Origin of the sequence: Streptomyces sp. NBC_00443, assembly GCF_036014175.1 — a bacterium.
GTDB lineage: Bacteria > Actinomycetota > Actinomycetes > Streptomycetales > Streptomycetaceae > Streptomyces.
In genome coordinates this window covers 3,741,502-3,754,767 of sequence record NZ_CP107917.1, presented here as the reverse complement: position 1 = coordinate 3,754,767, position 13,266 = coordinate 3,741,502, and the positions used below count along the sequence as shown (strand labels likewise).

At 66.5% G+C, this 13,266-nt stretch carries 9 protein-coding genes; all 9 read left to right on the top strand.

What is annotated here, in order from left to right; all coding sequences use genetic code 11:
• Positions 1 to 115 precede the first annotated feature (115 nt).
• Positions 116 to 937 (top strand): hypothetical protein, encoded by an 822-nt coding sequence (locus tag OHO27_RS16620; RefSeq protein WP_328424661.1) that lies wholly within the window; start codon positions 116 to 118, stop codon positions 935 to 937.
• A gap of 74 nt (positions 938 to 1,011) precedes the next feature.
• Entirely contained in the window at positions 1,012 to 1,860 is an 849-nt protein-coding gene (locus OHO27_RS16615; protein WP_328424659.1) for a hypothetical protein, read from the top strand.
• A gap of 291 nt (positions 1,861 to 2,151) precedes the next feature.
• On the top strand, positions 2,152 to 2,682 hold the full coding sequence (gene rplJ / locus OHO27_RS16610) for a 50S ribosomal protein L10 (RefSeq protein ID WP_328424657.1): 531 nt from the start codon (positions 2,152 to 2,154) through the stop codon (positions 2,680 to 2,682).
• Between the two features lie 114 nt (positions 2,683 to 2,796).
• On the top strand, positions 2,797 to 3,180 hold the full coding sequence (rplL, locus tag OHO27_RS16605; RefSeq protein ID WP_102909639.1) for a 50S ribosomal protein L7/L12: 384 nt from the start codon (positions 2,797 to 2,799) through the stop codon (positions 3,178 to 3,180).
• A 604-nt stretch (positions 3,181 to 3,784) separates the two neighbouring features.
• On the top strand, positions 3,785 to 7,270 hold the full coding sequence (gene rpoB, locus OHO27_RS16600; RefSeq protein ID WP_328424651.1) for a DNA-directed RNA polymerase subunit beta: 3,486 nt from the start codon (positions 3,785 to 3,787) through the stop codon (positions 7,268 to 7,270).
• 98 nt (positions 7,271 to 7,368) lie between these two features.
• Positions 7,369 to 11,268: a DNA-directed RNA polymerase subunit beta' gene (locus OHO27_RS16595; protein WP_328424649.1), complete on the top strand. Its 3,900-nt coding sequence runs from the start codon at positions 7,369 to 7,371 to the stop codon at positions 11,266 to 11,268.
• A gap of 184 nt (positions 11,269 to 11,452) precedes the next feature.
• Positions 11,453 to 12,037, top strand: a complete 585-nt coding sequence (locus OHO27_RS16590) for a DUF1707 and DUF4190 domain-containing protein (protein WP_328424647.1) — start codon at positions 11,453 to 11,455, stop codon at positions 12,035 to 12,037.
• Between the two features lie 352 nt (positions 12,038 to 12,389).
• Complete coding sequence (gene rpsL / locus OHO27_RS16585; RefSeq protein ID WP_003948652.1) at positions 12,390 to 12,761, top strand: 30S ribosomal protein S12; 372 nt, start codon at positions 12,390 to 12,392, stop codon at positions 12,759 to 12,761.
• Positions 12,762 to 12,763: 2 nt separating this feature from the next.
• Positions 12,764 to 13,234: a 30S ribosomal protein S7 gene (gene rpsG / locus OHO27_RS16580; protein ID WP_005481264.1), complete on the top strand. Its 471-nt coding sequence runs from the start codon at positions 12,764 to 12,766 to the stop codon at positions 13,232 to 13,234.
• Positions 13,235 to 13,266 lie beyond the last annotated feature (32 nt).

The window sequence follows — 13,266 nt, the reverse complement described above, 5'->3', positions numbered from 1 at the left end:
ACGGGCCCCGCACCCTTCCCGGGTGCGGGGCCCGTCCCTGTCTTCCCGTTTGTCTCCCCTGTTTGTCAGTGCCCTGGGTTAACGTGCATTCACGGGATCCGCACAGGGGGGACGAATGACGAGCACGAGGGCGCGCCCGTCGGCGTTGTGGGTCGCGCTGCTGACCGCGCTGACGACCCTGCCCGCCTGCACGTCCTCCGACGGCCCAGGCGAGCCGGACCGCCCCGCGCCCGCTCGTGCCGTGACGGCAGCCCTGCGCACCGTCGAGCGGTCCACCGGTCAGGCCGAGTCCGCCCGCGTCAGGTCCACGACCACCATGGGCTCGACGCTGTCCATGAAGGCCGACGGCACCCTCGCCTGGAGCGACGGCCTCACCGGCACCCTGACGATCACCTACACCGGCGGCACCACGGCCAAGACAATGCGCCGCCTCGGCACCACGTCGATGGAGGCCCGCTACCTCCCCGACGCCTACTACGCGCGCATGGGCGACAGGTTCGCCGAGAAGACCGACGGCAAGCACTGGATCAAGTACCCCTACGCCGACCTGGACGACCTCGCAGGCAGCTCCGGAGCCGCTCTCGCGGACCAGATGCGGGGGGCCGCGCCGCATACGTCGGTGAAGCTGCTGCTGTCCTCCACCGACGCACGCAAGGTCGGCGAGGAGACGGTGAGCGGCGAGCAGACCAGGCACTACTCCGGCACGGTGCAGGGGCACGGCGTCGCCGAGCAGACCGTCGACATATGGGTCGACGACCGGGACCTGCTGGTCAAGAAGGTCGAGAAGGGCCGGACGGCCACGGGAGCGCTGACCCAGACCGCGTACTACAGCGACTACGGCGTGAAGACCAAGGTCGTGAGACCTGCGGCGGGGGACACGGCGGACCTCAAGGAGCTGCTGAAGGGCTCCGGAGGCTCGCTGACTCCTGACTCCTGACTCGTGACTCGTGAGTCGTGAATTCGAAGACTGTTCCTTGGGGGGAACCAATGCAGGAAACAACGCGGCTTGGCGTGCGCATCTTCATGCCGCGTCAGGCGGTGGGCCTCGGCCTTGCCGCGATGCTGCTCGCCGGCTGTGGGACAGGCGTCGGCGCTCAGTCGTCCGCGGACTCGTCTGCTGCCGACACCGTCGCGCGGGCCGTGGAGAAGACCGAGGACGTCACCTCCCTCAGCTACCGGGTCACCGGCCAGTTTCCCGAGCGAGGGCGAATAGCGGACGAGGCGACCGTCCGTACGGCGCAGCCGGTGGCGGCGCGCCTCAGGACGGCCAACCTGAGCGGTGATCAGCAGGGGGAGTCCGAGCTGAGGTTGGTCGACGGGGTGCTGTACGGCAGCGCGACCGGCGACATGGTCAAGGAGATGGGCGGCCGGCACTGGATCAGCTACGGCCCGAACGCCGAGTTCACCACGCACGGCGGCCTGCGCATGGACGTCGGCGGCCTGCGCGACCAGGTCAGCCGCAACCCGGCCCGGGAAGCCGGCTTCCTGGCAGCCGCCGAGGACGTGCAGCGGATCGGTTCCGAGAAGGTCGACGGCGCGGGCACCACGCACTACGCGGGGACGGCGACCGTCGACGAGCTCCGCGCCTCCCTGGACGAGGTGAAGGACAAGACCGCTCGGGAGGGGCGCGAGAGCAGCCTCGACCAGTACGAGAAGCTGGGCGTGGACGAGCTCACCCTCGATGTGTGGGTCGACGGCGACGACCACATCAAGCGGCTCCGCACCCAGGGCTTCGGGCGCCACGGCACGCTCGACCTCACCTTCACCTTCCTCGACCACGGCAAGGCGGTGGCGGTCCGGGCGCCGCGCGCCGACGACACCGCGGACCTGCGCAAGCCCCTGAAGAACAAGGGGAGCTGAGCACCCGTAGGGGCCGATTTGCCTGACGGCGATTCCGTCCCGTACTCTCCTACAGAAGCCAAAGACCGCTGGTCGTTGCCGTGCGCTCGCGAGAGGGTGCGGTGGCCGAAGGATCCGCTGAAAATTGCGGACGACCCGCGCAGGTGACTGTGGAAGAGCTCCCGGAGTGCATACGTCCAGTATGTGCCGTCGGTCGAGTCCGCCCCGTGCGCCTGCGCCGGGGCGTTTCGTTTTCCCCAGTCCTCCTTCGGGTCCGCGCGGTCCGAATCACCCGGAAGGAGGCCGAGGCTCATGGCGAGGCCAGACAAGGTCGATGCCGTCGAGGAGATGCGGGACAAGTTCCGCAACTCCAACGGCGCCGTCGTTACCGCGTACACCGGTCTCACCGTGGCGCAGCTGCAGCAGCTGCGTCGTTCACTCGGTGAGAACGCTAACTACCGTGTGGCGAAGAACACGCTGACCAAGATTGCGGCCAATGAGGCCGGGATCAACACGATCGACGACCTCTTCACGGGTTCGTCGGCCGTCGCCTTCGTGACCGGTGACCCGGTCGAGGCGGCGAAGGGTCTCCGCGACTTTGCCAAGGACAACCCGAACCTCGTCATCAAGGGCGGTGTCCTTGACGGCAAGGCGCTGTCCGCCGACGACATCAAGAAGCTTGCGGACCTCGAGTCCCGCGAGGTTCTGCTCTCCAAGCTGGCGGGTGCCTTCAAGGGCAAGCAGTCCCAGGCTGCTCAGCTCTTCCAGGCGCTTCCCTCGAAGCTCGTCCGCACCGTGGACGCGCTCCGTGCCAAGCAGGACGAGCAGGGCGGTGCCGAGTAACTCGGCTCGCATCCCGGCCCCCGCTGCCTGAACGCGGAGGCCGTCGCGGGCCAGACGTACGCCCGCCTCACATGTACATCCGGCACCTGCCGATTTAGTGGAAGGACCGCCATCATGGCGAAGCTCAGCCAGGACGACCTGCTCGCGCAGTTCGAGGAGATGACCCTCATCGAGCTCTCCGAGTTCGTGAAGGCGTTCGAGGAGAAGTTCGACGTCACCGCCGCCGCGGCCGTCGCCGTTGCCGGTCCGGCCGGTCCGGCCGCCCCGGCCGAGGCCGCCGAGGAGCAGGACGAGTTCGACGTCATCCTCACCGGTGCCGGCGACAAGAAGATCCAGGTCATCAAGGTCGTGCGTGAGCTGACCTCCCTGGGTCTGAAGGAGGCCAAGGACCTCGTGGACGGCGCCCCGAAGCCCGTTCTCGAGAAGGTCGCCAAGGACGCCGCCGAGAAGGCCGCCGAGTCCCTCAAGGGCGCCGGCGCCTCCGTCGAGGTCAAGTAAGACCTTCCCGGTCCTGCTGGTCGACCACGACCTTCGCGCTTGCTGAAAGACAGTCCTCCGGGGCTGTAACGCAGTCGCACCGAAGAGCGATCATCCATTCGGGTGGTCGCTCTTCGGCGTTCCTGGGGGCGCGGCCACGGTTACCTTGCTCCCGCTACGGCGAGGGGTATGGTGATCTTCGTCGTGTCCCTGGGCGCCTCCGAGTCGGGCATGGGGGCCTTGACGAACCGCACGCAGCGCGCAATTCTCAGGACGCGTCGTCACAAGGATCCGAATCCGAGGCATGGATCGGCGGCGAAGAGGGCAGTATCAACGTGCGTTGAGGGCAAGCATGCCGAGGGCGTTGAGAACGAGGGCGTTGAGAACAACGAGGGTCGCGAAAAACCCGCACTGGACATCAGTGTGCCAAGTGGCTACACTGACCCTTTGCGCTGCCTGTTAGCTGTCCCCTGCCCGTCACCAGGGGCATGCCCTCGCTTGAGCACCGATGACCGGACCTCCCTGACCTGGCCTTCTTTGGTCGGAGAAGGAAACGCCTGTCTCTGTGTCCCTGTGAGGGGCCGGTACGCGCGTAGTGAGTCCGAGCCCTCGGAAGGACCCCCTCTTGGCCGCCTCGCGCACTGCCTCGACCGCGAATACGAATAACGCCGCCAGCACCGCCCCGCTGCGCATCTCCTTTGCAAAGATCAAGGAGCCCCTCGAGGTTCCCAACCTGCTCGCGCTGCAGACCGAGAGCTTCGACTGGCTGCTCGGCAACACCGCCTGGCAGAGTCGGGTCGAGGCGGCTCTGGAGTCCGGTCAGGACGTCCCCACCAAGTCCGGTCTGGAGGAGATCTTCGAGGAGATCTCCCCGATCGAGGACTTCTCCGGGTCGATGTCGCTGACGTTCCGCGACCACCGTTTCGAGCCGCCGAAGAACAGCATCGACGAGTGCAAGGAGCGCGACTTCACGTACGCCGCTCCGCTCTTCGTGACGGCTGAGTTCACCAACAACGAGACCGGCGAGATCAAGTCCCAGACGGTCTTCATGGGCGACTTCCCGCTCATGACCCACAAGGGCACCTTCGTCATCAACGGCACCGAGCGTGTCGTGGTGTCCCAGCTGGTCCGTTCGCCCGGTGTCTACTTCGACTCCTCCATCGACAAGACGTCCGACAAGGACATCTTCTCCGCCAAGATCATCCCGTCCCGGGGTGCCTGGCTTGAGATGGAGATCGACAAGCGCGACATGGTCGGTGTCCGCATCGACCGCAAGCGCAAGCAGTCCGTGACCGTTCTGCTCAAGGCTCTCGGTTGGACGACCGAGCAGATCCTCGAGGAGTTCGGCGAGTACGAGTCCATGCGCGCCACTCTGGAGAAGGACCACACCCAGGGCCAGGACGACGCGCTGCTCGACATCTACCGCAAGCTGCGTCCGGGCGAGCCCCCCACGCGTGAGGCCGCGCAGACGCTTCTGGAGAACCTGTACTTCAACCCGAAGCGCTACGACCTCGCCAAGGTCGGCCGCTACAAGGTCAACAAGAAGCTGGGCGCGGAGGCCCCGCTCGACGCGGGCATCCTGACCGTCGAGGACGTCATCTCGACGATCAAGTACCTGGTGAAGCTGCACGCCGGCGAGACCGAGACCACCGGGGACAGCGGCGGCACGATCGTCGTCGAGACCGACGACATCGACCACTTCGGCAACCGTCGTCTGCGCAGCGTCGGCGAGCTCATCCAGAACCAGGTCCGTACGGGTCTGGCGCGTATGGAGCGAGTCGTCCGTGAGCGCATGACGACCCAGGACGTCGAGGCGATCACGCCGCAGACCCTGATCAACATCCGGCCGGTCGTCGCCTCCATCAAGGAGTTCTTCGGCACCAGCCAGCTGTCGCAGTTCATGGACCAGAACAACCCGCTGTCGGGTCTCACCCACAAGCGCCGTCTGTCGGCTCTTGGCCCGGGTGGTCTCTCCCGTGAGCGGGCCGGCTTCGAGGTCCGTGACGTGCACCCGTCTCACTACGGTCGTATGTGCCCGATCGAGACTCCCGAAGGCCCGAACATCGGTCTGATCGGTTCGCTCGCCTCGTACGGCCGCGTCAACGCGTTCGGTTTCGTCGAGACGCCGTACCGCCGGGTCACCGACGGTGTCGTCACCGACGAGGTCGACTACCTGACGGCCGACGAAGAGGACCGCTTCGTCATCGCGCAGGCCAACGCCACGCTCTCGGACGACATGCGGTTCGCCGAGAACCGCGTCCTCGTCCGCCGCCGTGGCGGTGAGGTCGACTACGTCGCCGGTGACGACGTGGACTACATGGACGTCTCGCCGCGCCAGATGGTGTCGGTCGCGACCGCCATGATCCCGTTCCTCGAGCACGACGACGCCAACCGTGCCCTCATGGGCGCGAACATGATGCGTCAGGCCGTGCCGCTGATTAAGTCCGAGTCCCCGCTCGTCGGCACCGGCATGGAGTACCGCTCCGCGGTCGACGCCGGCGACGTGGTCAAGGCCGAGAAGGACGGTGTGGTCCAGGAGGTCTCCGCGGACTACATCACCACCGCCAACGACGACGGCACGTACATCACGTACCGCCTGGCCAAGTTCTCCCGGTCCAACCAGGGCACCTCGGTCAACCAGAAGGTCATCGTCAACGAGGGCGACCGGATCATCACGGGCCAGGTGCTCGCCGACGGTCCCGCCACCCAGAACGGCGAGATGGCGCTGGGCAAGAACCTGCTCGTGGCGTTCATGCCGTGGGAGGGTCACAACTACGAGGACGCGATCATCCTGTCGCAGCGCCTCGTGCAGGACGACGTCCTCTCCTCGATCCACATCGAGGAGCACGAGGTCGACGCCCGTGACACCAAGCTCGGCCCCGAGGAGATCACCCGGGACATCCCGAACGTCTCCGAGGAGGTCCTCGCCGACCTCGACGAGCGCGGCATCATCCGTATCGGTGCCGAGGTCGTCGCCGGCGACATCCTCGTCGGCAAGGTCACGCCCAAGGGTGAGACCGAGCTGACGCCGGAGGAGCGCCTGCTCCGTGCGATCTTCGGTGAGAAGGCCCGTGAGGTCCGTGACACCTCGCTGAAGGTCCCGCACGGCGAGATCGGCAAGGTCATCGGCGTCCGCGTCTTCGACCGCGAGGAGGGCGACGAGCTTCCCCCCGGTGTGAACCAGCTGGTGCGCGTGTACGTGGCGCAGAAGCGCAAGATCACCGACGGTGACAAGCTCGCCGGCCGTCACGGCAACAAGGGCGTCATCTCCAAGATCCTGCCGATCGAGGACATGCCGTTCCTGGAGGACGGCACGCCGGTCGACATCATCCTCAACCCGCTGGGTGTCCCGTCCCGAATGAACCCGGGACAGGTCCTGGAGATCCACCTCGGCTGGCTCGCCAGCCGCGGCTGGGACGTCTCCGGCCTCGCGGACGACTGGGCGCAGCGCCTCCAGGCCATTGAGGCCGACAAGGTCGAGCCCGGCACCAACGTCGCCACCCCGGTCTTCGACGGTGCCCGTGAGGACGAGCTCGCCGGTCTGCTGAACCACACGGTCCCGAACCGCGACGGCGAGCGCATGGTGCTCCCGACCGGTAAGGCGCCGCTGTTCGACGGCCGCTCGGGTGAGCCCTTCCCGGAGCCGATCTCGGTCGGCTACATGTACATCCTGAAGCTGCACCACCTGGTCGACGACAAGCTGCACGCCCGTTCGACCGGTCCGTACAGCATGATCACCCAGCAGCCGCTGGGTGGTAAGGCCCAGTTCGGTGGCCAGCGCTTCGGTGAGATGGAGGTGTGGGCGCTGGAGGCATACGGCGCCGCGTACGCCCTCCAGGAGCTGCTGACCATCAAGTCCGACGACGTCACCGGCCGCGTGAAGGTCTACGAGGCCATCGTCAAGGGCGAGAACATCCCCGAGCCCGGCATCCCCGAGTCCTTCAAGGTGCTCATCAAGGAGATGCAGTCGCTCTGCCTGAACGTGGAGGTGCTGTCCAGCGACGGTATGTCCATCGAGATGCGTGACACCGACGAGGACGTCTTCCGCGCAGCGGAGGAGCTCGGCATCGACCTGTCCCGGCGCGAGCCGAGCAGCGTCGAAGAGGTCTGACGGGAGTCCGGCGGGGCCCTTACCCACAGGGCCCCGCCGACCCCCAGGCCCCCGTTTCAGACCCCAAGACTTACAACCCTGAGAGGGATTGACGCATAGTGCTCGACGTCAACTTCTTCGATGAGCTCCGGATCGGTCTGGCCACCGCTGACGACATCCGTCAGTGGAGCCACGGCGAGGTCAAGAAGCCCGAGACCATCAACTACCGCACCCTCAAGCCCGAAAAGGACGGACTCTTCTGCGAGAAGATCTTCGGTCCGACCCGGGACTGGGAGTGCTACTGCGGCAAGTACAAGCGCGTCCGCTTCAAGGGCATCATCTGTGAGCGCTGCGGCGTCGAGGTGACTCGCGCCAAGGTGCGTCGTGAGCGGATGGGCCACATCGAACTGGCCGCGCCCGTCACCCACATCTGGTACTTCAAGGGTGTCCCGAGCCGGCTCGGCTACCTGCTCGACCTGGCTCCCAAGGACCTCGAGAAGGTCATCTACTTCGCGGCGTACATGATCACGTACGTCGACGAGGAGCGCCGTACGCGTGACCTGCCCTCCCTGGAGGCGCACGTCTCCGTCGAGCGGCAGCAGGTCGAGAACCGCCGGGACGCCGACCTGGAGGCCCGCGCCAAGAAGCTCGAGACCGACCTGGCCGAGCTGGAGGCCGAGGGCGCCAAGGCCGACGTGCGCCGCAAGGTGCGCGAGGGTGCCGAGCGCGAGATGAAGCAGCTGCGTGACCGTGCGCAGCGCGAGATCGACCGTCTCGACGAGGTGTGGACCCGGTTCAAGAACCTCAAGGTCCAGGACCTCGAGGGCGACGAGCTGCTCTACCGCGAGCTGCGTGACCGCTTCGGCACGTACTTCGACGGCTCGATGGGTGCCGCGGCGCTGCAGAAGCGCCTGGAGTCCTTCGACCTCGACGAGGAAGCCGAGAGGCTCCGCGAGATCATCCGCACCGGCAAGGGCCAGAAGAAGACCCGTGCGCTGAAGCGGCTGAAGGTTGTGTCCGCGTTCCTGCAGACCTCCAACAGCCCCAAGGGCATGGTCCTCGACTGCGTGCCGGTCATCCCGCCGGACCTTCGCCCGATGGTGCAGCTGGACGGTGGCCGCTTCGCGACCTCCGACCTGAACGACCTGTACCGCCGTGTGATCAACCGGAACAACCGACTGAAGCGCCTTCTCGACCTCGGTGCGCCCGAGATCATCGTGAACAACGAGAAGCGCATGCTCCAGGAGGCCGTCGACGCGCTGTTCGACAACGGTCGTCGTGGCCGCCCGGTCACCGGTCCCGGTAACCGTCCGCTGAAGTCCCTCAGCGACATGCTGAAGGGTAAGCAGGGTCGATTCCGTCAGAACCTGCTCGGTAAGCGTGTGGACTACTCCGCGCGTTCCGTGATCGTCGTCGGTCCGCAGCTGAAGCTGCACCAGTGCGGTCTGCCGAAGGCGATGGCGCTGGAGCTCTTCAAGCCGTTCGTGATGAAGCGCCTGGTCGACCTGAATCACGCGCAGAACATCAAGAGCGCCAAGCGCATGGTGGAGCGCGGCCGCACGGTCGTGTACGACGTCCTCGAAGAGGTCATCGCCGAGCACCCGGTTCTGCTGAACCGTGCTCCCACCCTGCACCGCCTCGGCATCCAGGCCTTCGAGCCGCAGCTGGTCGAGGGCAAGGCCATCCAGATCCACCCGCTCGTCTGCACCGCGTTCAACGCGGACTTCGACGGTGACCAGATGGCCGTGCACCTGCCGCTGTCCGCGGAGGCGCAGGCCGAGGCCCGCATCCTGATGCTGTCCTCGAACAACATCCTCAAGCCCGCCGACGGCCGTCCGGTGACGATGCCGACCCAGGACATGGTCCTCGGTCTGTTCTTCCTCACCACCGACAGCGAGATGCGGAACGTGAAGGGCGCGGACCGCGGCTTCTCGTCCGTGGCCGAGGCGATCATGGCCTTCGACGCCGGCGAGCTCTCGCTCCAGTCAAAGATCGACATCCGCTTCCCGGTGGGCACCATCCCGCCGCGTGGCTGGATGCCGCCCGCCCAGGAAGAGGGCGAGCCGGAGTGGCAGCAGGGTGACAGCTTCCGTCTGAAGACCACGCTCGGTCGTGCGCTCTTCAACGAACTGCTGCCCGAGGACTACCCGTTCGTCGACTACGAGGTCGGCAAGAAGCAGCTCTCCGAGATCGTCAACGACCTCGCCGAGCGCTACCCGAAGGTCATCGTGGCGGCGACGCTCGACAACCTGAAGGCGTCCGGCTTCTACTGGGCCACCCGTTCCGGTGTCACCGTCGCCATCTCCGACGTCGTCGTTCCCGAGGCGAAGAAGGAGATCGTCAAGGGCTACGAGGCGCAGGACGAGAAGGTCCAGAAGCAGTACGAGCGCGGTCTGATCACCAAGGACGAGCGCACCCAGGAGCTCATCGCGATCTGGACCAAGGCGACCAACGAGGTTGCCGAGGCCATGAACGAGAACTTCCCGAAGACCAACCCGATCTTCATGATGGTGAACTCGGGTGCACGAGGCAACATGATGCAGATGCGTCAGATTGCCGGTATGCGTGGTCTGGTGTCGAACGCCAAGAACGAGACGATTCCGCGTCCGATCAAGGCCTCGTTCCGTGAGGGCCTGTCCGTGCTGGAGTACTTCATCTCCACGCACGGTGCCCGTAAGGGTCTGGCGGACACCGCCCTTCGTACCGCCGACTCGGGTTACCTCACCCGTCGTCTGGTCGACGTCTCCCAGGACGTCATCATCCGCGAGGAGGACTGCGGCACCGAGCGTGGCCTCAAGCTCCACATCGCGGAGCGCGGTGCGGACGGCGTGCTGCGCAAGGCGGACAACGCCGAGACCAGCGTGTACGCGCGCTGCCTCGCCGAGGACATCGTCGTTGACGGCAAGGTGCTGGCCCCGGCGGGCGTCGACCTCGGTGACGTCCTCATCGACCAGCTGGTCAAGGCCGGCATCGAGGAGGTCAAGACCCGCTCGGTCCTGACCTGTGAGTCCGCCGTCGGCACCTGCGCCATGTGCTACGGCCGCTCGCTCGCCACCGGCAAGCTGGTCGACATCGGTGAGGCGGTCGGCATCATCGCCGCCCAGTCCATCGGTGAGCCCGGTACCCAGCTGACGATGCGTACCTTCCACACCGGTGGTGTGGCCGGTGACGACATCACCCAGGGTCTGCCGCGTGTCGTCGAGCTCTTCGAGGCCCGTACCCCGAAGGGTGTCGCCCCGATCTCCGAGGCCACCGGCCGCGTCCGGATCGAGGAGACCGAGAAGACCAAGAAGCTCGTCGTCACCCCGGACGACGGCAGCGACGAGACGGCGTTCCCGATCTCGAAGCGTGCCCGACTCCTGGTCAGCGAGGGTGAGCACGTCGAGGTGGGCCAGAAGCTCACCGTGGGTGCCACCAACCCGCACGACGTGCTGCGCATCCTGGGTCAGCGTGCCGTCCAGGTCCACCTGGTCGGCGAGGTCCAGAAGGTCTACAACTCGCAGGGTGTGTCGATCCACGACAAGCACATCGAGATCATCATCCGGCAGATGCTGCGCCGCGTGACGATCATCGAGTCCGGCGACGCCGAGCTGCTGCCCGGCGAGCTGGTCGAGCGATCGAAGTTCGAGACCGAGAACCGTCGTGTGGTCCAGGAGGGCGGTCACCCGGCCTCCGGTCGTCCGCAGCTGATGGGTATCACCAAGGCCTCGCTGGCGACGGAATCCTGGCTGTCGGCCGCCTCCTTCCAGGAGACGACCCGAGTCCTGACGGATGCGGCGATCAACGCCAAGTCCGACAGCCTCATCGGCCTCAAGGAGAACGTCATCATCGGTAAGCTCATCCCGGCCGGTACGGGTCTGTCCCGCTACCGCAACATCCGGGTCGAGCCGACCGAGGAGGCCAAGGCCGCGATGTACTCGGCCGTCGGCTACGACGACATCGACTACTCGCCGTTCGGCACCGGCTCCGGCCAGGCCGTTCCGCTGGAGGACTACGACTACGGTCCGTACAACCAGTAAGCGAGCAGCCTGAGTCAGGCACAGTCGAGGGCGGTCACCTTTCGGGGTGGCCGCCCTTCGGCGTGCGTGGCTTGTTTCGGGCCGTCGCGGCCGTCTCCGGGTTTTCTCCGGGCAGACCCCGATGCCCTTGATGCCGGTTCGGCGCATCATGGAGGGACTCCGACCACAACGGGGGAGGTGCTCCATGACGCATCCGTCGTGGCAGCCGGGGCAGCCGTGGCAGCCAGGGAAGGGCGGCAGCGCGCCGCAGCCGTGGTCCGGCGCCGGCGCCCCGCAGCCGTGGACGGGCCCGGGCGCGCCGTCGATGCTCGCCTCGCACGCCGACCGTGAGCGGGCCGTGGACGTGCTCAGAGCCGGCTACGGCGAGGGGCGACTGGAGCACCCCGAGTTCGAGCAGCGGGTCTCCCGGGCCTATACGGCTCGGACGGTGGGGGAGCTGGCCCTGCTCGTCGCCGACCTGCCCCAGGGCCCCATGCCGCACCCGGCGCCCGTGATGCCCGTACCGCCGACGTTCCTGGCGACGCCTCGGCCGACGACGAACGGCAAGGCGGTCGGTTCGGTGGTCTGCGGGGTGCTGTGCCTCGTGAGCTTCGGCCTGACCGGCATTCCGGCCGTCGTCCTGGGGCATGCCGCGCGCTCCGAGATCCGGCGGACCGGCGAGGGCGGCGACGCCCTCGCCCTCACCGGCCTCGTGCTGGGGTGGCTGTCGAACGCGGCCTGGGCGGCCATGCTGACGCTGATGATCGTCGCTGCCGCCTTGTCCGCATGACGGCTGTGGGCGCTCGTTCCGACGATCCAGCGATGTGGCGCTGACATGCCAGGATCGCCGATTCGAAGATCAAACACGGCGTACGGTCTTGACATCGGCCGTATGGCGATGCGGGCGCGGCCCATTTGTTTTGACCGCAGCGAATGAGGTAGGTACGCTCAGACCTTGTGCCTGGGGTGTGCCCTGGCTCTCGTGCGTGCCTTCACCCGCATCGCGAGCTGTGAGCGGCCACCGTAATCTGTGCTGTTTTCGCCTTGCGGCGGGAGTCCGCCGGATTCGACACACCCGACCGCGTGGGTCGGCGACGTTCCAGGTTAGCTTCACCATTCGGCACACAGAAACCGGAGAAGTAGTGCCTACGATCCAGCAGCTGGTCCGTAAGGGCCGGCAGGACAAGGTCGAGAAGAACAAGACGCCCGCACTCGAGGGTTCCCCTCAGCGTCGTGGCGTCTGCACGCGTGTGTTCACGACCACCCCGAAGAAGCCGAACTCGGCCCTGCGTAAGGTCGCGCGTGTGCGTCTGACCAGCGGGATCGAGGTCACCGCTTACATTCCGGGTGAGGGACACAACCTGCAGGAGCACTCCATCGTGCTCGTGCGCGGCGGCCGTGTGAAGGACCTGCCCGGTGTTCGCTACAAGATCATCCGCGGTTCGCTTGACACCCAGGGTGTCAAGAACCGCAAGCAGGCCCGCAGCCGCTACGGCGCCAAGAAGGAGAAGTAGAAATGCCTCGTAAGGGCCCCGCCCCGAAGCGCCCGGTCATCATCGACCCGGTCTACGGTTCTCCTCTTGTCACGTCGCTCATCAACAAGGTGCTGCTGAACGGCAAGCGCTCCACCGCCGAGCGCATCGTGTACGGCGCCATGGAGGGCCTGCGCGAGAAGACCAGCAACGACCCGGTCATCACGCTGAAGCGCGCGCTGGAGAACATCAAGCCGACCCTCGAGGTCAAGTCCCGCCGTGTCGGTGGTGCGACGTACCAGGTTCCGATCGAGGTCAAGCCCGGTCGTGCCAACACGCTCGCGCTGCGCTGGCTCGTCGGCTACTCCCGCGCCCGTCGCGAGAAGACCATGACCGAGCGTCTGCTCAACGAGCTTCTCGACGCTTCGAACGGCCTCGGTGCGGCCGTCAAGAAGCGCGAGGACACGCACAAGATGGCCGAGTCCAACAAGGCCTTCGCGCACTACCGCTGGTAGTCGCTACCCCATCGAGACCGAGAGAAGACTGA